Source organism: Pseudoalteromonas luteoviolacea, from assembly GCF_018100925.1.
Taxonomy (GTDB): Bacteria; Pseudomonadota; Gammaproteobacteria; order Enterobacterales; family Alteromonadaceae; genus Pseudoalteromonas; species Pseudoalteromonas obscura.
On the sequence record NZ_JAGJEH010000008.1, the window covers coordinates 288,037 to 308,790 of the forward strand.

General features: G+C 43.2%; 17 protein-coding genes. 4 read left to right on the plus strand and 13 right to left on the minus strand.

The features are described 5' to 3' along the window. The first annotated feature begins 7 nt into the window (after positions 1-7). The gene (locus tag J8M00_RS18660; RefSeq protein WP_211012023.1) at positions 8-1,570 is read left to right on the plus strand and encodes a serine hydrolase; all 1,563 of its coding nucleotides are present in this window, start codon (positions 8-10) and stop codon (positions 1,568-1,570) included. Positions 1,571-1,666: 96 nt separating this feature from the next. Beyond that, positions 1,667-2,584 (plus strand): histone deacetylase family protein, encoded by a 918-nt coding sequence (locus J8M00_RS18665; RefSeq protein ID WP_211012024.1) that lies wholly within the window; start codon positions 1,667-1,669, stop codon positions 2,582-2,584. 5 nt (positions 2,585-2,589) lie between these two features. Here J8M00_RS18665 and J8M00_RS18670 read toward each other — a convergent pair whose 3' ends face one another. Beyond that, complete coding sequence (locus J8M00_RS18670) at positions 2,590-2,892, minus strand: hypothetical protein (protein ID WP_211012025.1); 303 nt, start codon at positions 2,890-2,892, stop codon at positions 2,590-2,592. A 77-nt stretch (positions 2,893-2,969) separates the two neighbouring features. Here J8M00_RS18670 and J8M00_RS18675 point away from each other — a divergent pair, with 77 nt between their 5' ends. After that, positions 2,970-5,486: an EAL domain-containing protein gene (locus J8M00_RS18675; RefSeq protein WP_211012026.1), complete on the plus strand. Its 2,517-nt coding sequence runs from the start codon at positions 2,970-2,972 to the stop codon at positions 5,484-5,486. On the opposite strand, the gene J8M00_RS18680 is transcribed toward J8M00_RS18675, so the two are convergent. The 12 genes from J8M00_RS18680 to rsmD form a co-directional block, all read right to left on the minus strand. Next, positions 5,462-6,274, minus strand: a complete 813-nt coding sequence (locus J8M00_RS18680) for a DUF2797 domain-containing protein (protein WP_211012027.1) — start codon at positions 6,272-6,274, stop codon at positions 5,462-5,464. The two genes, J8M00_RS18675 and J8M00_RS18680, sit on opposite strands and share 25 nt — an antisense overlap. Before the next feature lie 192 nt (positions 6,275-6,466). Further along, positions 6,467-7,750: a phosphoribosylamine--glycine ligase gene (gene purD, locus J8M00_RS18685; protein ID WP_211012028.1), complete on the minus strand. Its 1,284-nt coding sequence runs from the start codon at positions 7,748-7,750 to the stop codon at positions 6,467-6,469. Between the two features lie 14 nt (positions 7,751-7,764). Next, on the minus strand, positions 7,765-8,595 hold the full coding sequence (locus tag J8M00_RS18690; RefSeq protein ID WP_211012029.1) for a class I SAM-dependent methyltransferase: 831 nt from the start codon (positions 8,593-8,595) through the stop codon (positions 7,765-7,767). A 101-nt stretch (positions 8,596-8,696) separates the two neighbouring features. After that, positions 8,697-10,283 (minus strand): bifunctional phosphoribosylaminoimidazolecarboxamide formyltransferase/IMP cyclohydrolase, encoded by a 1,587-nt coding sequence (purH, locus tag J8M00_RS18695; protein ID WP_211012030.1) that lies wholly within the window; start codon positions 10,281-10,283, stop codon positions 8,697-8,699. 259 nt (positions 10,284-10,542) lie between these two features. Beyond that, positions 10,543-10,833, minus strand: coding sequence for a DNA-binding transcriptional regulator Fis (gene fis, locus J8M00_RS18700; RefSeq protein ID WP_010374122.1), 291 nt, complete (start codon positions 10,831-10,833; stop codon positions 10,543-10,545). Positions 10,834-10,848: 15 nt separating this feature from the next. After that, on the minus strand, positions 10,849-11,820 hold the full coding sequence (dusB, locus tag J8M00_RS18705) for a tRNA dihydrouridine synthase DusB (protein ID WP_023397466.1): 972 nt from the start codon (positions 11,818-11,820) through the stop codon (positions 10,849-10,851). Positions 11,821-12,098: 278 nt separating this feature from the next. Further along, positions 12,099-12,974 carry a 50S ribosomal protein L11 methyltransferase gene (gene prmA, locus J8M00_RS18710; RefSeq protein WP_211012031.1) on the minus strand — a complete coding sequence of 292 codons (876 nt, stop codon included), beginning with the start codon at positions 12,972-12,974 and terminating at the stop codon, positions 12,099-12,101. 190 nt (positions 12,975-13,164) lie between these two features. Further along, the gene (gene rpoD / locus J8M00_RS18715) at positions 13,165-15,006 is read right to left on the minus strand and encodes an RNA polymerase sigma factor RpoD (protein WP_211012032.1); all 1,842 of its coding nucleotides are present in this window, start codon (positions 15,004-15,006) and stop codon (positions 13,165-13,167) included. A gap of 103 nt (positions 15,007-15,109) precedes the next feature. Continuing rightward, positions 15,110-16,867, minus strand: a complete 1,758-nt coding sequence (gene dnaG / locus J8M00_RS18720) for a DNA primase (RefSeq protein ID WP_211012033.1) — start codon at positions 16,865-16,867, stop codon at positions 15,110-15,112. A gap of 76 nt (positions 16,868-16,943) precedes the next feature. Then, entirely contained in the window at positions 16,944-17,390 is a 447-nt protein-coding gene (locus tag J8M00_RS18725; RefSeq protein ID WP_211012034.1) for a GatB/YqeY domain-containing protein, read from the minus strand. Positions 17,391-17,411: 21 nt separating this feature from the next. Then, positions 17,412-17,627: a 30S ribosomal protein S21 gene (rpsU, locus tag J8M00_RS18730; protein WP_010362466.1), complete on the minus strand. Its 216-nt coding sequence runs from the start codon at positions 17,625-17,627 to the stop codon at positions 17,412-17,414. A gap of 164 nt (positions 17,628-17,791) precedes the next feature. Continuing rightward, the gene (gene rsmD, locus J8M00_RS18735; RefSeq protein ID WP_211012035.1) at positions 17,792-18,388 is read right to left on the minus strand and encodes a 16S rRNA (guanine(966)-N(2))-methyltransferase RsmD; all 597 of its coding nucleotides are present in this window, start codon (positions 18,386-18,388) and stop codon (positions 17,792-17,794) included. 287 nt (positions 18,389-18,675) lie between these two features. On the opposite strand from rsmD, the gene ftsY reads away from it, so the two are divergent. Beyond that, on the plus strand, positions 18,676-20,745 hold the full coding sequence (gene ftsY / locus J8M00_RS18740; protein ID WP_211012036.1) for a signal recognition particle-docking protein FtsY: 2,070 nt from the start codon (positions 18,676-18,678) through the stop codon (positions 20,743-20,745). Positions 20,746-20,754 lie beyond the last annotated feature (9 nt).

Below are 20,754 nucleotides of genomic sequence, written 5' to 3' on the forward strand. Positions count from 1 at the left end.
TACGGATATGAAAAAAGCTTTTTGGCGCAAAGTATGCTGTGCAACAGCCATGTTGATGAGTAACAGTGTTTTCGCTTTGACTGCGCCACAGCTGGCTGAAGTTGAAAAGTCTGTACAGCAAGCTATGGATGATTTTTCAATTCCCGGTCTTGCGATCGGGATTGTCAATGACGGCAAAGTTGTATTGGCGAAAGGGTATGGCGTTCGGCAATTTGGCAAAAAAGGTCTAGTAGATCAACATACCTTGTTTGGAATAGCTTCAAACAGTAAGGCATTTACTGCAACTGCATTAGCGATGTTAGTAGAAGAAGGTAAATTAAACTGGGGAGATCCAGTAATTAAACATTTGCCTGAATTTAAGTTATATGACCAGCAATTAACTGAACAAATAACCATTCGAGATCTAGTGAGTCATCGTAGTGGACTGGCGCTCGGTGCTGGAGATTTGATGATATGGCCAAATACAGATAAGTCGGTAGAAGACATATTGGCCGGGCTAAAGCATATTAAACCTGTGGCGGCATTGCGCACAGAGTACCATTACAACAATTTGATGTTTGTTGTAGCGGGTGAAATAGTTGCAAGAGTCAGCAATATGAGCTGGCAAGACTTTATTGAAAAACGCATTTTTCCTCAAGTAGGGATAGATAACTCATATGCGGGTTTCTCTCGTATTGGAAACACCAATAATAACTTTGCAACAGGAACAATTAAATACAATGGGCAACTGGAAGAGTTTGTCGGTGACTATCTAGAAGATTTCCGAGGAGCAGGTGCTATTGCGTCCAACGTAACGGATATGGCTAAGTGGTTGCAGACACAGGTCAATGCAGGTAAAACGCCTTTAGGAAAACAGCTGATTGATCCGAATATGCATCAATACTTATGGCATCCCCAAATTATGCGCATACCAAAAGAGTCAGATCGAGAGGCATTTAAACAAGATTTTAAAGGGTATGCGCTGGGCTGGGCTGTAGAGAGCTACTTTGGTTATAAGCGCGTAGGCCATATGGGCGGAATACTTGGTATGGGCTCGCAAGTTGCAATGATCCCAGAAAAAGGCTTAGGGGTTGTCATTTTGTCAAATCAGCACGCTTACCCCGCTATCAAAGCTATTACCAATGAAGTATTCGAACAAGCACTAGGTCTAGAACCTCAAGACTGGGTAGCACAAAGCTATCAGAATTATAAACAACAACGCGAGGCGCTATACAATAATCTTGGTCCCGAAAAGGTGACTAACAAGCAGGCGAGTTTACCTTTGAGCCACTACACAGGTACCCTTCGCAGCCCTTGGTACGGGGATGTGATTGTGGAAGAAATTGCAGGGCAATTACATATTGATTTTACGCATACTAAACTGTTGAAAGGCACATTGAGCCATCATAATGGCAATACATTTGTGGTTAAATGGCATGAGAAGTTATTAGAAGCCGATTCATATATTCACTTCACTATGCATGAGCAACAAGTGAACAGTGCTGATTTGGAGTGGGTAAACCCAGACATTACTGACTTTAGCTTTGACTTCCATAATCTTGGCTTAGTTGCGGTGCCACAAGGTCAATAAGGCAGTACAGGTTACTGGTATATCAAACCAAAGTATCAAAGCATGTCAAACCATGCTTTGATACACTTGGCTTTCAGTTTTTGTAAGGACAGCGATATGCGCACTGCAATAATCTCCCACCCATTGTGCCGCCGACATAAAATGGCGGATGAACACCCTGAATCACCGCAGCGTTTAGATGCGATCTCTGATCGGGTTTTGGCTTCAGGGTTGGACATCGCAGTGGCCCATTTAACTGCACCCAAAGCAGAAACGTCACATTATATGTTGGCACATGATACTGAGCATGTTGAGAGAGTGTTGTCGGCAATTCCCGAACATGGTCTTACGGACTTAGATGGTGATACGGCATTGTGCCGAGAATCGCTCAAAGCTATAGAGCGGGCCGTTGGTGCAGGTATTTTGGCAGTCGATGAAGTACTTGCTGGGCGCCACGATGCTGCTTTTTGCTCAGTGAGACCCCCGGGGCACCATGCAAGTCAGAGCAAATCAGCTGGGTTTTGCGTGTTTAACAACGTCGCAATTGCCGTAAAGTATGCGCAAACTAAAGGGGTTAAGCGCATTGCAATATTGGATATTGACGTGCACCACGGCGATGGCACACAATCGATTGTAAGAGAGGATCCTAACGTCCTCTTTTGCTCTTTGTTCCAATACCCTTTTTATCCAAATTCTGAAATAGAAAATACCGAAACTATCGTCAATTCGCCACTGCCTGTTGCCAGTGACGGCAATGATTTACGAGCATTGTATAGTCAACAATGGCTTCCTAAACTGCGCGCATTTGGCCCTGAGTTGCTCTTTATTAGCGCTGGATTTGATGCGCATTTAGAAGATGATATGGGTGGTCTCAAGTTTGTAGAAAGCGATTACGCATGGTTTACTCAACAGATTGCGCTATTAAGTAAAGAGCTTGATTGCCTTGGTATCATCTCTTATCTCGAGGGCGGCTATGATTTGTCTTCTCTTGGCCGCAGTGTCGAAACACATATCAGAAACTTAGCTGAATCGTAAGCTTTCTAAACAGTTTCCGCCATTAAACTAAATACCTGTTCTATATCGGTAATGTGTATTTTTGCAGTGCAGCAGTGACCTTCAGAAGCGAGCTTTTGTTGCACTAAAGGCGTTAAATTAGAAAAATTGTCCAGTGTTATCGGATCGCCATTGAGCGTACTTGCACTGCCATCCTCAAAAATACATGTGGTTGTTTTTATTTGCTTTTCAGTTAAGTAAAACACACTTTCTTGCAGTGCTTGTGGGCCGTCAACGTACTCTATACTTTGGTCGAATATCAGCACTAATGGGTATGATTTAATCGTCATTATTTGTTCTCAGTCAAAGTTAGCACTAGGTAGCCAAGTATACTCAAGATGGTAGTTAGAATGCGAGGAAAGTGCTTATGATAGGTGACTCACGTCAGCTGAAAATTAAAGACGTGTTTTCGACTAGCTTGTTATCCTGTGATGAATCAACCAGTTTATATGATGCGCTCGTCAATATGCGTCAACATAGCGTAAGTTCCATATTTATCACTCAAGATGGTGAGATAACTGGTATTTGGACAGAATCAGATTGTGTAAAGTTAGATCTTAAACATATTCACCTTACAGAGCTCCCTATAGGTGAGGTTATGACCTCGCCAGTGCATGATATTTTGCTCGATAAAACATTGAGCGAAGCGACCATTAAACTGCATCAACTTGGTATTCGACATTTACTGGTAATTGACTCGAAAAATGAACCAGCGGGTGTGGTTTCACTGTCAGATATAGTTCGCAATCAAGGGTTGGATCACTATCTACACTTTCGCCCCATTGCCGATCATTATGACAGCAATGTCAGTGTATTGGATAGTCAGCAGTGTATCAGCGACGCGATTGAAATTATGCGTAGAGATAAAACAACCGCTGTTTTAGTTCATCACACTGATCTGCAAGAATACGGGATCATTACGCAACGTGATATTGCATACGCGATACTCGATCCGCAATGGCAAATGCCATGTTGGCAGTTGGCGAGTTACCCAATGTTGTCTATGACGCCTGAGGAAAGTTTATTTGATGCTTACCGTATGATGACTGCTAAGTCTATTCGTCACCTTGTTGTCAGAGATACGGTATCAAATGAAGTGATCGGTCTTTTGGCACTGAAAAATGTGCTGACAGAAATTGAAACAGCCTATTGCAGTGAACTTGAGAATGTATTGGCACAGCGAGATATCGCATTACGCAAGTCAGAGAAAAACCTCTACTTAGCGAATCGGATCATTGATGCATCACTCGATGGCATTATGATCACCCGTGGCAGTGGAGAGATCATTCAAATTAACCCAGCTTTTAGTGCTCTGACAGGCTATCAAGACTACGAAGTGATAGGGCAAACTCCGAGCATACTAAGTTCAGGACTCCATGATGAAAACTACTACAACAGAATGTGGGAAGCGCTGAGAGAAAAGGGAGTGTGGCAGGGCGAAATTTGCAATAAAAAGAAAAGTGGGGATATTTATGTCGAGTGGCTCACCATTATTGAAATCAATGATCCCTATAGCGATGAAACGCTATACGCAGCGATATTCAGTGATATTACTGAACGTAAAAATGCAGAAGAAAAAATTGCGCGCCTTGCATATTTTGATGAGCTGACGGGGCTGCCTAATCGACGATTATTTTATGATAGGTTGTCTATGGCATTGGCATCGGCACATCGCGATCAGCATAAAATCAGTGTCATGTTTATCGATTTAGATCGCTTTAAAGAGGTGAACGATACGCTAGGTCATAGTGCCGGTGATAAGCTGCTCACGCAAGTGAGTGAGCGGATCAAAAGTATCCTCAATGAAGGGGATACCTTGGCACGGCTTGGTGGGGATGAATTTGTGGTTTTGCTGACAGAAGTGGTCGATGTGGATTCTGTGGTTAATTTTGCAGATAAGCTGTTATTACAGTTTAATAAGTCATTTGACTTGGGAAACATTTGTGTTGCTGCCACTGCGTCATTGGGCGCATCCATCTATCCAGATGACGGTTTGGATAGTGAGAGCTTATTAAAGCATGCTGATGTGGCTATGTATCGCTCCAAAGAGCTGGGACGAAACTCATTTCAAATGTATAAGGCTTCGATGAATGCACGTTCACTAGAGCGATTATCGATGCAGAGCCGATTTCAAAGTGCACTAGAAAATGGTGAGTTTGAGCTTTATTTTCAGCCTCTAAAATGCCTAGTAAGCAGCCGATTAACCAGTTTAGAGTGTTTATTACGTTGGCATGATCCCAATCTTGGCATGATCTCTCCAGCGCAATTTATCCCACTGGCTGAAGAGTTAGGGTTAATTGTAAAACTGGATGAGTGGGTCATTGATCGTGCCTGTGCACAACTAGCACACTGGAGAAAAGCCAATATTGAAATACGACACTTAGCTATCAATATTTCTGCTCAGCACTTAACACAGGGAGATTTGGTCAGTACTTTACGCTATGCACTGGGTAAATATAACTTGAGTGGAACACAAATAGAGTTAGAGCTTACAGAGTGTAGTTTTGTCAGTAATTTTCAGCGTGCAAAAGCGGTACTGACAGAACTAAAAACAATGGGGGTCAGTATTGCTTTGGACGATTTTGGCACTGGTTATTCAGCTTTAAGTTATTTAACTAAACTACCAATTGATATCTTAAAAATAGATCCAAGTTTTATTGCCAAGATCCCTGATGAATATGGAAACAGCGAAATTGTCAGCGCTATTATTGCGATGGCCAAAGCGCTTAAACTGCACGTTGTCGCTGAGGGAGTAGAAAAGCAGGAACAAATGCGTTTTTTACAAAAGCTAGGTTGTCATGCGATGCAAGGATATTTGTATTGCAAGCCGCTTACTCAAGCGGCTTGGTATGAGTTTTATCAAGCAGAAAAACTGACTTCGTAAGAGGTGAACTTACGAATGTTGATAACCCCATTGTCAAAGATCAAATACTGGCCTTTAATCCCTTTTAAGATCCCGGTCACAGAGGGGTCTTTGTCAAAATTAAATGAACTGATCTTGGTTGGGTAGTCTTCTACTGGGAAGGCTAGATCAACTACCTCTTCATCGAGGCGCTCGATTGCTGTGGCACCAAACAGCTGTGCAAGTTCATCGAGTTTTTCCTGGATCTGAGGGATCAACTCCTGAGCACTTTGCTTCAGATCTAACTCTGGGTTGATACCCTTGAGCATGTTGCGCCAATTGGTTTTGTCGGCAATGAAATTTGCAAGGGCAACTTCCACCAAACCTGATTGAAGACGAGTTTGTACTTTAAAGATTGGCAACGCCTGTGTTGCCCCTTGATCTATCCAGCGGGTTGGGATCTGAGTGTGTCGTGTTATACCGACCTTCAATCCTGATGTATTCGCCAAATAGACATAGTGAGGGATCATACAGTTGGCTTCTCCCCATTCGGGTTCTCTGCAAGTACCTTGATCATAATGACAAGTTTCCGGCTTCATGATGCACATATCGCAGCTTGCGAGTTTTTTCATACACACAAAACAGTGGCCTTGGGAGTAGCTTTTTTTAGTTTTTTTACCACAACTACAACAATATATATTACCCGTGAAAGTCAAAGTTACTTTCTGGCCAAAGTAGTCATTTAAATTAATTAGCTGATCGCCAATGGGTAGCTGATATTGAATTGGGTTTGTGAGGGTGGCTTTAAGTTTACTTAGTGTGCCCTGCATCTTTACGCCCCTAAAGATGATACAAAAGGAGATCCTAGCAAGTCAGCCAAAAAATACCAATGATAAAATAAAAAAATTATATATTTCAATTGTTTGTAATTGATATTGGTTTTTGTTTTTATTTGCGTTATTTAAATAGAAAATAAAAAAAGCGGCTAATTATAAGCCGCTTTTATATGTTGCCTAATTTGCTTATTGCTCACGTGCAATTGCACGATAAGCAATATCAGTGCGGAACTCCACGCCTTCCCAGTGGATATCCTGGACCAGTGCATAAGCGCGTTTTTGCGCTTCTGTTACTGTGTGCCCTAGTGCTGTAGCACAAAGTACACGTCCACCAGCGGTTACAACAGCATCACCTTGCTGTTTAGTGCCAGCATGGAATACCTTCTCGCCTTCTGAGTAATTTACTTGAAGGCCTGAAATTGCATCCCCTTTAGGGTAGCTTGCAGGGTAACCCTTCGCAGCGAGTACAACACCGACAGCAGCTCTTGGATCAAACTGAATCTCCGTTTGATCAAGCTCTTGACGATTTGCAGCTTCAATCAAAGATACAAGATCTGATTGTAAACGAAGCATGATTGGCTGTGTTTCAGGATCACCAAAGCGACAGTTATATTCAATGACCTTTGGTGTACCGTCCGCTGTTATCATCAAACCAGCATATAAGAAGCCTGTATAAGGGTGGCCTTCTGCAGCCATTCCTTCTACCGTAGGGTAGATCACTTCATCCATAATGCGATTGTGGATCTCTTGAGTTACAACAGGCGCAGGCGAGTATGCACCCATACCGCCCGTATTAGGCCCTTGATCACCATTGTATGCACGTTTGTGGTCTTGGCTGGTGGCAAAAGGTAAGACGTTTTTGCCGTCTACCATGACGATAAATGAAGCTTCTTCACCTTCTAAAAATTCTTCAATTACCACGCGGCTGCCGGCATCACCAAATGCATTACCTGCTAGCATGTCACGGATAGCTTCTTCCGCTTCAGCTTCAGTCATTGCTACGATTACGCCTTTACCGGCTGCTAAACCATCTGCTTTGACTACTATGGGGGCACCTTGCGCTTTGACGTATGCGATTGCAGGGTCAATCTCGGTAAAGGTTTGGTAACTCGCGGTTGGGATTTGGTGTCTAGCTAAGAAGTCTTTAGTAAATGACTTTGAGCCTTCAAGTTGTGCTGCTGCCTGAGTTGGGCCAAAAATGGCGAGGTCTTCAGAGCGGAAGCGATCAACAACACCAATCACCAGTGGTGCTTCAGGGCCAACAATCGTCAAAGATACTTTTTGCTCTTTCGCAAATGCAACAAGCGCATCAAGGTCTTCAACGCCAATTGCAACGTTTTCCAATTTTGGTTCTAAAGCAGTACCAGCATTACCAGGTGCTACAAATACAGTTTTTACAGATGGGTTTTGAGCGGCTTTGAACGCAAGTGCGTGTTCACGGCCACCGCTGCCAATGACAAGTACATTCATGGCAAAGTTTCCTATTAAATCTTTTTAAACTTTAAAGTCATTCGGTCGCTTTCCCCAATCGCTTTGTATTGCGCCGACTTTTCATCACCTAGCGCAAGTCTTGGCGGTAGCGTCCAAACACCTCGAGGGTGATTAGCACTATCTAGAGGGTTGGCGTTAATTTCACTGCTTGCTACCAATTCAAAGCCTGCTTTTTTAGCCATTTCGATGACATAGCTTTGCTTCATATAACCTGAACGCTTTTGATCTTCTGTATCACGGTGCTCTGGTAAACGGTGCTCAACCACGCCTAAGATCCCACCAGGCTTAAGCGCCTTATGGAATGCTTTGAATGATTTAAGTACACCTTCGTCACCTGGACGCATATACCAGTTATGTACATTACGGAATGTTAATACCATGTCCGCTGAACCTGCTGGAGCGACATCATGATGCGTCAATGCAGAGAATTCAGTCATTTTGACTTCGCTAAAGCGTGCATCACTTGAAATCTTACCTTTAAATGCGGCCAATGATTTTTTGTAATACTCAACCTCTGAATCGGCCGGGAAGTGTGCTGCGTATAAAGTACCTTGGCCTTTGATTGTTGGCGCTAGGATCTCTGTATACCAACCGCCACCAGGTGCGATTTCAACGACAGTCATATTGGGCTTAAGACCAAAAAACTCCAATGTTTGGACTGGATTACGGTATTTATCACGTGCGCGATTATTCTCAGCGCGTTCACTGCTTTGTGCCGCTTTTGCAATATTTGCATTTGCACTATCAGAGCTCGTTGTACTGCTACAGCCTGTGATTGCAGTGACGATGCCTGCAGCGATTAATGCTTTAATACCTAATTTCATTATTCAGTTCCTTCAAGGTTATTGTGATTGTCTTTTGGTCAGAATACTTTAATTTGGTGCAAACAAAAAGCGCGAAACGTTAAACGTTTCGCGCTTGTCGATTAGTGGCGGAAATGGCGCATTCCGGTGAATACCATTGCCATGCCAGCTTCATCAGCTGCGGCAATAACTTCTTCGTCGCGCATAGAGCCTCCAGGTTGGATCACTGCGGTGATACCAGCCTCCGCAGCAGCGTCGATGCCGTCACGGAATGGGAAGAATGCATCTGATGCCATGACCGAACCTTTCACTTCAAGGTTTTCGTCCGCAGCTTTGATACCCGCGATTTTCGCTGAGTAAACTCGGCTCATTTGGCCTGCGCCTACACCAATTGTCATACCATCTCGAGCATAAACAATAGCATTTGATTTAACGAACTTCGCTACTTTCCAGCAGAATAGCAAGTCTTTTAACTCTTGCTCTGTAGGCTGGCGTTTAGAGACAACTGTTAAGTCACCCAGTGTAACCATACCTTGGTCGCGGTCTTGGATAAGTACACCGCCGTTGACACGCTTGATATCAACACCGGTTGATTTCGCATCCCACTGACCACACTCTAAAAGACGTACATTTTTCTTTTCAGAAACAATCTCAGCAGCTTCTGCAGAAATGCTTGGTGCAATGATGACTTCAACAAACTGACGCTCGATGATAGCTTTGGCTGTCTCAGCATCTAGTTCACGGTTGAAGGCAATGATGCCACCAAACGCTGATGTCGGATCAGTTTTAAAGGCTCTGTCATAAGCACTTAAAATGTCTTTGTCTTCAGCGACGCCGCAAGGGTTAGCATGTTTGACGATAACACACGCAGGTGCTTCGAAGCTTTTCACGCATTCAAGCGCGGCATCTGTGTCTGCAATGTTGTTGTAGGATAACGCTTTACCTTGTAATTGTTTCGCTGTTGCTACAGATGCTTCTTCAATATCATTCTCTACATAGAATGCCGCATCTTGATGTGAGTTTTCACCATAGCGCATATCTTGCTTTTTGGTGAACTGCATATTGATAGTGCGTGGGAACTTAGTTTCTTCGGCAGCTTCCTCTGTGTAATCAGCAACAAGCTTACCGAAGTAGTTTGCGATCATGCCGTCGTATTGCGCCGTGTGCTCATAAGCAGCAATAGCCAGATCAAAACGTGTTTTATACGTTGTTGAGCCTTGGTTTTCTTTGATTTCAGCTAAAACGCGATCATAGTCGCTTGCATTAACCACAATTGTAACGTCTTTGTGGTTTTTAGCTGCGGCACGCACCATTGTTGGGCCACCGATATCAATGTTTTCAATTGCATCTTCTAGGCTGCAGTCAGCTTTTGCAACAGTTTGTGCAAAGGGGTATAAGTTAACTACAACCATATCAATAGCAGAGATACTGTTGTCTGCCATAACTTCTTCATCTTGGCCACGACGCCCCAAGATCCCACCGTGTACTTTAGGGTGGAGAGTTTTCACGCGACCATCCATGATCTCTGGGTGGCCTGTGTAGTCAGATACTTCCGTTACCTGAATGCCGTTGTCGGCTAGGAGTTTACAAGTACCGCCTGTAGAAAGAAGTTCGACGCCTGACTCAGCTAGAGTGCGGGCAAACTCAACGATACCAGTTTTATCTGACACGCTTAATAGTGCGCGACGAATAGGACGATGTATATCCATGATGGTTTTGATTTCCTCAATGATTAGTTAAGGGCTAGCTTAGAAAGGCTGTATTTTAGCTCAACTAGGATGAGAAAACGATGGAAATGATGTTAACGAGATTGAGAAATACTGAACTTTCTATATTGAGGTGGATAAAGTTAGGATTTCAATATTAAAATTGGGCAGGTTGTGACGAATAAAAAGTACTTTCAGTATATCACTGCGTAGGAAAGGGGCTCGAAAACGTCTTGGTAAAGACGTTTTCGAAAAATACGGATTAGTTCATGCCGTACTTTTTAAGCTTCTTACGAAGAGTACCACGGTTGATACCCAGTAAGATTGCAGCACGAGTTTGGTTACCACGTGTGTACGTCATCACTTCTTCTAGTAATGGTGCTTCAAGCTCTGATAAAACTAGCTCATACACATCTTGCACGTCTTGACCATTTAACTGCTTTAAGTAGTGGTGGACAGCTTTTTTAACTGCATCGCGTAGTGGTTGCGGTTTCTCTTGTGACTGAACATGAGCGTTAGTGATAAAAGGAGAAGTCACATTTTGTTCGAACATCTTTATGTCTCTTTCTTAGTTAGCTGCTAGTGTTTCAAAATAGTTTTCTAATGCCTCGATTTGCGCTTTTGGCTCCTCAAGTGCATTGAATACTCGCCTAAATTGACCTTCTTGGTCATGGGACTGCAAGTACCAAGATACATGTTTGCGTGCGATGCGCGCACCCATTGGTTCACCGTAAAACTGATGGAGGTTTACAAGGTGCTCCATCAATATGCCACGCACTTCGGATACTTCCGGTGCAGGCAAGTGTTTTCCAGTTCGCAAATAATAGTCTATCTCTCGGAAAATCCAAGGACGACCTTGGGCGGCTCGACCAATCATGATGGCATCTGCGCCCGTATAATCCAAAACCTGTTTTGCCTTTTCTGGGGACGTTATGTCACCATTTGCAACAACAGGAATAGAAACCGATTGCTTTATCGCTTTGATAGTGTCGTATTCTGCTTCACCTTTATACATGCAAGCACGGGTTCTCCCGTGTACTGCCAGTGATGCAATACGATTGCGCTCGGCTATTTTCGCAATTTCAACACCATTTCGGTTTTCCGGATCCCATCCTGTGCGGATTTTCAAAGTAACAGGTACATCGACTGCGCCAACGACAGCTTGCACTATTTCTTCAACTAGATCTGGATACTGCAATAGTGCAGAACCTGCGAGCTTCTTGTTCACTTTTTTGGCTGGGCAACCCATATTAATATCTATGATTTGCGCGCCATTTTTGACATTGAATTGTGCAGCCTGTGCCATTAGCTCAGGATCTGCTCCTGCAATCTGCACTGAGCGTATTCCCGACTCACCAGAATGATCCATACGGTTCATTGACTTATCAGTTTTCCAAACCTTTGGGTTTGATGACAACATTTCTGATACCGCTAACCCTGCGCCAAGACGCCGACATAACTGTCTAAATGGTCGGTCGGTTATACCCGCCATTGGAGCTACGATTACATTGTTATCAAGTTGGTATGGACCAATACGCACTACTATTCATCTGCCTCATTTCAAGGGGCGCTAAGTTTACGGTTTTTTTTGCAAAAATCAAAGGCTATAAATTGAACATAAGTGTTTTTTTTTTGAACTTTTTGGGTTGACTTTTGGTAACAATATGAAGGGCTACATAAATTGCTGTAAATTTGTTCAAAAAATCTTTTTGGGCTTAATTGGAGTCTGCCGATTGGCTGTAAATAAAGCGTAAAGCCTGTTAAGTTCAGGCCTTACGTGTAATAGATTACTAACTCAGAAGATAGTCGTTACACTTGTTATTGTTTTGTAATTCCGCTAACTCGTGTCCACTCACCCTCTTGCTTTATTGCGTCTAAATCAATATGTGGGGCGTATACGTCTGCGACAGATTGCGCTTGCTCTTCTAAGATACCTGACATGGCGATTGCACCTTTTGGCTTCAAAAAGCCCAGAATAATTTCATGGAGCTCGCGTAGTGGTTGTGCCAAGATATTTGCAACAACAATGTCGGCTTTAAAGTCAGGCTGGTTTTCCGGTAAATAGACTTCTAGCTTGTCAGCGACGCCATTTCGCTCCGCGTTATCTCTGCTTGCTACCAGCGCTTGTGGGTCGATATCTATGCCGATAACACGCTCAGCGCCAAGTTTGATAGCAGCGATACCTAAAATACCTGAGCCACACCCAAAATCGACAACCGTTTTACCGCTTAGATCCTGTGCCTCAAGCCACTTTAGACATAGTGACGTGGTTGCATGTGTGCCTGTACCAAATGCTAACCCAGGATCTAAAAGTACGTTTACTGCGTCAGGTTCCGGTATGTCACGCCAACTAGGACATATCCATAAACGTTCACCAAACTTGATTGGATGGAAGTTATCCATCCACTCTCTTTCCCAGTCTTTATCTTCTAGCTGCTCGACTTTATATTTTGGCGCTTCGGCCATATTGTCAGTTAGGTAGTCAACGACGGATTGCATATCATGGGTCGCTTCAAACAAACCTATCACTGTTGTTTCAGGCCATAAAATGACTTCTCCTGGCTTAGGCTCATAGACAGGGTTATTTTGGCTATCGATGAATGTGACAGATGGGCACCCAATGTCCATCAGCAAATCACTGATCAGGTCTGCCGTTTCTTTGTTAGCATCTATTCGGATTTGGATCCACGCCATAGTGTTGTTCCTATTAAACTTTTATCATCTATTGATTGCGCGCAACATTTCACGGCTATTACACGTGATAAAGAGCGCGACAGATTGCGTGTATATGGACTATAAGCTTATTCCAGCAGTTGTAGGGATACACACATTTTATTCAAATAAAAAGGCCGCATAATGCGGCCTTTTTCTGTATTTATTACTCTTAGCCTTTGACGTCTAAGAAGCTTTTCAGCAGATCAGAACGAGAAGGGTGGCGAAGTTTGCGCAAAGCTTTCGCTTCAATCTGACGAATACGCTCTCGGGTTACATCAAACTGCTTACCAACCTCTTCTAACGTGTGGTCAGTGTTCATATCAATACCAAAACGCATACGAAGTACTTTTGCTTCTCTTGCAGTTAAGCCTGCAAGTACTTCATTGGTGGCACCACGAAGGCTTTCCATTGTTGCAGAGTCAATCGGAGATTCAATGGTTGTATCTTCGATGAAATCACCTAAGTGCGAATCTTCATCATCACCAATAGGTGTCTCCATTGAAATCGGCTCTTTGGCAATTTTTAACACCTTACGGATTTTATCCTCTGGCATCATCATGCGCTCAGCTAATTCCTCAGGACTAGGCTCTCGACCCATTTCCTGTAGCATCTGGCGAGAGATACGATTAAGTTTATTAATCGTTTCAATCATGTGCACTGGTATACGAATGGTTCTAGCTTGGTCTGCAATTGAACGCGTAATGGCTTGTCGGATCCACCAAGTCGCATAAGTTGAGAACTTATAACCACGACGGTATTCAAATTTATCAACCGCTTTCATTAGACCAATGTTACCTTCTTGGATCAGATCCAAGAATTGTAGGCCACGGTTGGTGTATTTTTTAGCGATTGAAATTACAAGACGTAAGTTAGCTTCAACCATTTCCTTTTTCGCACGGCGGGCTTTCGCTTCACCTATGCTCATACGGCGGTTGATGTCTTTGATGCGCTCGACACTCAGACCAGTACTTTCTTCAATGGCTTTAAGTTTATTGACGCAGCGCTCGATTTCAGGCTTAACCTCACGAAGCTTATCTGAATGTTTTTCTCCAGATGCGATTTCTGCATCAATCCAAGCGACATCAGTTTCGTTGTTAGCAAAATGCTTAACGAACGTTTTCTTCGGTAACTTAGCAATCTGAACAGCTTGCTTCATGATGATACGCTCTTGAACACGTACTTTGTCCATCATTTCTCGCATGTTATTAACCATGCGGTCAAACTGCTTAGGTACTAATTTGAATTTACGGAATAGCTCGCCGATTTCTTTGATTGCAGCTTGAGAATCTGGGTGGCTACGACCTTTGTCTTCGAAACATTGACGTGCACTGATATATAAAGAACGTAACTCTTCGAAATGTTCACGGGCAACTTCAGGATCTGGCCCTGATTCACCTTCTTCCGAATCATCGTCTTCATCACCTTCATCGTCTTCGTCGTCTAAGTCTTCTTCACTTAGTTCAGAACCAATATGGGTTGCTGAGATGGTTGCTTCATCATCTTCCAGTGAGTCAAAAAAGCCAGTAACGATGTCGCTTAGGCGCATCTCTTCAGCTTCGTATTTGTCCCACTGTTCAAGTAAATACGTGATTGCTTCAGGGTATTCAGCAACAGAGATCTGTACCTGATTTATTCCCTCTTCAATACGCTTTGCTATTAGTATTTCGCCTTCCCGAGTCAGTAGTTCAACGGTGCCCATTTCACGCATATACATACGTACAGGGTCAGTTGTTCTGCCAATTTCTTTTTCTACCGTTGCTAGCGCAGCTGCCGCCGCTTCTGCTGCATCCTCGTCGGTGGTTGTTTCTTGCATCATCAGCTCATCGGCATCAGGGGCTGCTTCAGAAACCTGAATACCCATATCATTTATCATGCTAATGATATCTTCGACTTGATCCGAATCTATGATGTCTTGTGGAAGGTGATCGTTAACTTCTGCAAAAGTTAAGTAACCTTGCTCTTTACCTTTCTGAATCAGAAGTTTGAGTTGTGACTGAGGAGATTGATCCATAGAGATTTTTGCTTCCACTCTGATAAAGTTTATACAACGGGCGCCAGCTAAAAACAGCGTTATTTTGGTTGACGCAGTGAATAGAACATTATAACACCAAAAATTAATTTTGACCAGTTCTACGAGAGCCTAAAGCTTGTGTTAATAACGCACATTCCAGTCGTTCATCGCTACTTAGGCCTTCTGTTTTGTCTTTAATAAGTAAGGTCTCAAGTCGCAAATTTAAACACTGATCTTCAATAAATTTAAATGTATGTTTAAATTCATCCTCTAAAGCTTCTTCATGAATATTATGCTGCCAAGTAGCTAGCTTTTTTAGAGCCTCATAATCTTGGCCATTTCTAAAAGATTCTAAAATGTGTGCGGTGGTATATTGAGTGTTTTCTAAACATGTCTGTTGTAACCTTAAAAACAACGCCATGCCAGGTAATTGCATATGTGCAAGCTCGGGTAAATAGTCGACGCTTTGCGCAAGCTGGGGGTGTTGTAACAATAAACCGATAGCACGGCGCATCGGTGTTACCTTAAACTTTCGTTCAATGGTATGTTGTTTTTTAGGGGTCGAAAGCTTAGCTGTGAGCTGCTCGCGTGTGCGCCCGATCAATCTTGCTAATGTAGTGAGCAGAGATTCTTGGTAAAATTCACTGGGTATTTTATTGATCAGTGGGATCGCTTCTGCGAGTAACTTGGCTTTTCCTGCATCAGTTGTTAGGTCGCATTGTTCAGATAGTCTATTAAAGAGGACTTTACTGTAATCATCTGCGCTTAATAGCCTTTCTTCGAAACGTACTTTTCCTTCTTTTTGCACCAAAGAATCAGGATCTTCTCCATCGGGTAAAAATACAAACCCAAGTGATTTACCATCTTTGAGATTGGGTAAAGCATGTTCAAGTGCACGCCATGCGGCATCTCGTCCAGCTCTATCACCATCGTAACAGCACACAACTTTATCAGTATTTCGAAACAATGTTTGCATATGCTCAAGGGTTGTCGCAGTACCAAGAGCTGCGACTGCATAGTCAATACCATATTCTGAAAGGGCTACTACATCCATATATCCCTCTACGATAAGCACTTGTTCTAGTTTTTTATGTGCTTGTTTTGCTTCGTAGAAACCGTACAGTTCAAAGCTTTTGTGGAATATTCTGGTTTCTGGTGAGTTCAAATATTTCGGGCCTTGATCTTGACCCATAACTCGACCACCAAATGCGATAACCCGACCTCGTTTGTCACGAATAGGAAACATCAAACGGTCACGGAAAAAGTCGAATTGCCTACCAGGTGTCTTTTCACTTGCCAGTTTTAATTCTACAAGTTGTTGCCGCTGTGACGGGTTGCGTGCAAGCTTACCAATTAAGGCATCCCACTCAGGCGGCGCATAGCCGATTTGAAATTTGCTGACTGTTTGTTCTGAAAGCCCTCGCCCTCTGACATAGTTTTGTACTTGCGCTGCATTACTATGTGTATTTAATTGCTGCTGGTAAAAGCGGGTAGTGTGCATCATCAAGTCATAGTCTGACTTCTTTTCTTCAAAGCTTCGTTGTGGTCCGCCGATCCCTTGTTCTCTCGGGATCTCAAGGTTGTACATACTAGCGAGTTCTTCAATGGCATCAACAAACTCAAGTTTGTCGTACTCCATCAAAAATGAAATGGCATTACCATTCGCACCACAACCAAAGCAATGATAAAACTGCTTATCTCTAGAAACGGTAAATGACGGGGATTTTTCATTGTGAAACGGACAGCAGGCCTGATAATCTTTTCCTGCTTTTTTTAGGCCAACACGACCGTCAATTAATTCGACGATGTCAGTTCTAGCCAATAGGTCATCGATAAACTGTCTTGGAATTTTGCCAGCCATAGTTTTCCTAACGCTTATACGAAGAAACCGAGCACGAGGCTCGGTTTACTAATTTCATACATTTGTATGTGGGTAATTATGCGCTTAATCTTTGTTTAATTAAACCAGAGATTTTGCCCATGTCGGCACGACCTTCCGCTTTCGCTTTGATCATACCCATTACTTTACCCATGTCTTGCATACCAGCTGCGCCTGTGTCAGCGATTGCAGCATCGATCATCTCAAGTACTTCTTCTTCAGACAAAGGCTGAGGTAAGAATGACTCAAGCACTGATATTTCACCAGCTTCGATTTGTGCTAAGTCTTCTCTTCCAGCATCAGTATACTGTGTGAAAGAGTCTTTACGCTGTTTAACCAGTTTAACCAACACCGAGGTGATACCAGCATCATCTAACGTTGTCTGGTTATCAATTTCGCGTTGCTTGACTTCAGCTAGAGCTGCTCTGATAGCCGTAAGACGAGGTTTGTCTTTGGCTTTCATTGCTTCCTTTTGGGCGTCTTTTAGCGTCGCTAATAAGCTCATATGTACAAGACCAAATGTTAATTAGTATAGTTTAACGCGACGTGCGTTTTCACGAGAAAGCTTCTTCATGTGACGCTTTACAGCTGCTGCTTTCTTACGCTTACGCTCTGCAGTTGGCTTCTCATAGTGCTCGCGACGACGAACTTCTGAAAGGATACCTGCTTTTTCACATGAACGCTTGAAACGACGAAGTGCTACGTCAAACGGTTCGTTTTCTCTTACTTTAATTACTGGCATTAAAAATTCACCTACCTAAATAATGAGCTTGGCTCAAATTGACCGAAAAATGGTCAATTGGTTCAAAAATGGTGCGGTATTGTAAGCCGAAGCGAGACCGCGTGTAAAGATCAAATTATAGCGGATCTCAATAATTGTGTCATGTACTAATATCCGTGGGCTATTTAAGATGCTGATATGTCAGTTCGACGAAAAAGCATGCAGCTCACTTGTCCTGCCTTTTTCTCTTTTAGCAACTGCCAGTTAGCTGGAAAATTTGGTTGTGCTTCTTTCTCAAATTCAACATAAATTAGCGAATCATGATTTAGCCACCCAGCGCTTTCGAGCAATTCGCAACAGGGAGAAACAAGGTTCTTTCTAAAAGGAGGATCGAGATAAACAATGTCGAAATTGCGTTGTTGTGAGTTGTTACTCAAATAATCTAATGCATTACTGTTTATGACCTGTGCGTTATCCAACGCAAGTGTTTGTATATTTTGTTTGATTTGGGCTGCGGCAGTTTTGTCCAATTCTATAAAGGTTGCATGATTGGCAAATCGCGAAAGGGATTCAAAACCTAAGCTGCCAGAGCCGGCAAAACAATCAAGAACATCTGCATCTCGGGTGTCAGCCATTAGCCAATTGAATACAGTTTCTTTAACTCGATCGGTCGTAGGCCGAAGGCCTTCAACATCTTTAACTGGTAATTTTCGGCCTTTAAATTTACCGCTAATAATTCGAATGTGGCCATCCGTTCGAGTTTGAGGCTTTCTTTTTTTCATATATTTTCACTATCGAGTTGGTTGTGCTCGATTATAAAGTTTTCATCTACTTGGAACATGATACACTACGCGCATATTATGGCGTTAACTTAGTGATTATAACAATTATCGCAAAGTCTTTTATGTGATTATTAATGTCTTTGTACAAGCCCTAGAGTCTAATAAACACTGGTAATAAGTGCAGCGCAGTCAATGCGACCTGCACAGCGTTGTGCTTTATGGTGGTGATCATAGATACGGTTATGGCGACTAAATCACGATACAAACTTTAATGGTATTAGTTGGTTATGGGAAAGAAAAACAAATTTTTATCTTGGTTGGGATTTGGTAAATCCGACAAAGAACAAGCAGAGCGTGAAGAAGCAGAGCGTTTAGCCAAAGAACAGGCAGAGCGTGAAGAAGCAGAGCGTTTAGCCAAAGAACACGCAGAGCGTGAAGAAGCAGAACGTTTAGCCAAAGAACAGGCAGAGCGTGAAGAAGCAGAACGTTTAGCCAAAGAACAGGCAGAGCGTGAAGAAGCAGAGCGTTTAGCCAAAGAACAGGCAGAGCGTGAAGAAGCAGAGCGTTTAGCCAAAGAGCAGGCAGAGCGTGAAGAAGCAGAGCGTTTAGCCAAAGAAAAAGAACAGGCAGAGCGTGAAGAAGCAGAACGTCTTGCTAAAGAACAAGCTGAACGTGAAGAAGCAGAACGTTTAGCCAAAGAACAAGCAGAGCGTGAAGAAGCAGAACGTTTAGCCAAAGAACAGGCAGAGCGTGAAGAAGCAGAACGTTTAGCCAAAGAACAAGCTGAGCGTGAAGAAGCAGAACGTTTAGCCACAGAACAAACAGTGCATGAAGAAGCAGAACGTTTAGCCAAAGAACAAGCTGAGCGCGAAGAAGCAGAGCGTTTAGCCAAAGAGCAGGCAGAGCGCGAAGAAGCAGAGCGTCTTGCTAAAGAGCAAGCTGAGCGCGAAGAAGCAGCGCGTCTTGCTAAAGAGCAAGCTGAACGCGAAGAAGCAGAGCGTCTCGCTAAAGAGCAAGTTGAGCGTGAAGAAGCAGCGCGTCTTGCTAAAGAGCAAGCTGAACGTGAAGAAGCAGAACGTCTTGCTAAAGAACAAGCTGAACGTGAAGAAGCAGAGCGTTTAGCCAAAGAACAAGCTGAGCGTGAAGAAGCAGAACGTCTTGCTAAAGAGCAAGCTGAGCGCGAAGAAGCAGAGCGTTTAGCCAAAGAACAAGCTGAGCGTGAAGAAGCAGAACGTCTTGCAAAAGAGCAAGCTGAGCGTGAAGAAGCAGAACGTCTTGCTAAAGAGCAAGCTGAACGTGAAGAAGCAGAACGTCTTGCTAAAGAGCAAGCTGAGCGTGAAGAAGCAGAACGTCTTGCTAAAGAGCAAGCTGAGCGTGAAGAAGCAGAGCGTTTAGCCAAAGAGCAGGCAGAAGCAGAAAAACCAAAGAAGAAAGGCTTTTTTGCACGTTTAAAACAAGGTCTTTTGAAAACCAAAGAAAATATTGGCTCTGGCTTTGCGTCGATATTCCGAGGTAAAAAAATTGATGATGATCTGTTCGAGGAACTAGAAACACAGTTACTAACAGCTGATTTGGGCGTTGAAACGACCATGAAGTTGATTGATAACTTGACGGATGCAGCTGATCGCAAGCAATTAAAAGATGGCGATGCGCTATACGAGTTGATGAAAAGTGAAATGGCTGAGATCTTAAAAGATGCAGAGCAACCACTTGAAATTAATTCGGGTAAAAAACCTCACGTCATTCTAATGGTAGGTGTAAATGGAGTCGGTAAAACGACGACCATAGGTAAAATGGCGAAGCAATTCCAATCGCAGGGGAAATCTGTGATGTTGGCTGCTGGTGATACGTTCCGTGCAGCGGCGGTAGAGCAGTTACAAGTTTGGGGTGAGCGAAATGATATCCCTGTAGTCGCACAGCATACTGGTGCCGATAGTGCTTCTGTTGTATTTGATGCCTTTCAAGCCGCACAGGCTCGTAATGTCGATGTACTAATCGCTGATACGGCAGGCCGTCTACAAAATAAAGACAACCTTATGCAAGAGCTTGAAAAAATTGCGCGAGTAATGAAAAAGCTAGATCCTGAAGCGCCTCATGAAGTGATGTTAACAATTGATGCGGGCACCGGACAAAATGCAATTAGCCAAGTTAAACTATTTGATCAGGCTGTTGGTTTGACGGGTATTACCTTGACCAAGCTAGATGGTACAGCTAAAGGTGGGGTTATTTTTGCGGTTGCGGATCAATTTAAGGTGCCAATTCGTTATATTGGTGTCGGTGAAGGAATCGATGATTTGAGAACCTTTAAGAGCGATGACTTTATCGAGGCACTATTTAGCCAAGATGATGAGAAGTAACAGCTAAGA

Bases quoted from the DNA above. Each gene is read 5' to 3' on its own strand.
- J8M00_RS18660 (WP_211012023.1), top strand. From the start codon at position 8: ATGAAAAAAGCTTTTTGGCGCAAAGTATGCTGTGCAACAGCCATGTTG.
- J8M00_RS18665 (WP_211012024.1), top strand. From the start codon at position 1,667: ATGCGCACTGCAATAATCTCCCACCCATTGTGCCGCCGACATAAAATG.
- J8M00_RS18670 (WP_211012025.1), bottom strand. From the start codon at position 2,892: ATGACGATTAAATCATACCCATTAGTGCTGATATTCGACCAAAGTATA.
- J8M00_RS18675 (WP_211012026.1), top strand. From the start codon at position 2,970: ATGATAGGTGACTCACGTCAGCTGAAAATTAAAGACGTGTTTTCGACT.
- J8M00_RS18680 (WP_211012027.1), bottom strand. From the start codon at position 6,274: ATGCAGGGCACACTAAGTAAACTTAAAGCCACCCTCACAAACCCAATT.
- purD (WP_211012028.1), bottom strand. From the start codon at position 7,750: ATGAATGTACTTGTCATTGGCAGCGGTGGCCGTGAACACGCACTTGCG.
- J8M00_RS18690 (WP_211012029.1), bottom strand. From the start codon at position 8,595: ATGAAATTAGGTATTAAAGCATTAATCGCTGCAGGCATCGTCACTGCA.
- purH (WP_211012030.1), bottom strand. From the start codon at position 10,283: ATGGATATACATCGTCCTATTCGTCGCGCACTATTAAGCGTGTCAGAT.
- fis (WP_010374122.1), bottom strand. From the start codon at position 10,833: ATGTTCGAACAAAATGTGACTTCTCCTTTTATCACTAACGCTCATGTT.
- prmA (WP_211012031.1), bottom strand. From the start codon at position 12,974: ATGGCGTGGATCCAAATCCGAATAGATGCTAACAAAGAAACGGCAGAC.
- rpoD (WP_211012032.1), bottom strand. From the start codon at position 15,006: ATGGATCAATCTCCTCAGTCACAACTCAAACTTCTGATTCAGAAAGGT.
- dnaG (WP_211012033.1), bottom strand. From the start codon at position 16,867: ATGGCTGGCAAAATTCCAAGACAGTTTATCGATGACCTATTGGCTAGA.
- J8M00_RS18725 (WP_211012034.1), bottom strand. From the start codon at position 17,390: ATGAGCTTATTAGCGACGCTAAAAGACGCCCAAAAGGAAGCAATGAAA.
- rpsU (WP_010362466.1), bottom strand. From the start codon at position 17,627: ATGCCAGTAATTAAAGTAAGAGAAAACGAACCGTTTGACGTAGCACTT.
- rsmD (WP_211012035.1), bottom strand. From the start codon at position 18,388: ATGAAAAAAAGAAAGCCTCAAACTCGAACGGATGGCCACATTCGAATT.
- ftsY (WP_211012036.1), top strand. From the start codon at position 18,676: ATGGGAAAGAAAAACAAATTTTTATCTTGGTTGGGATTTGGTAAATCC.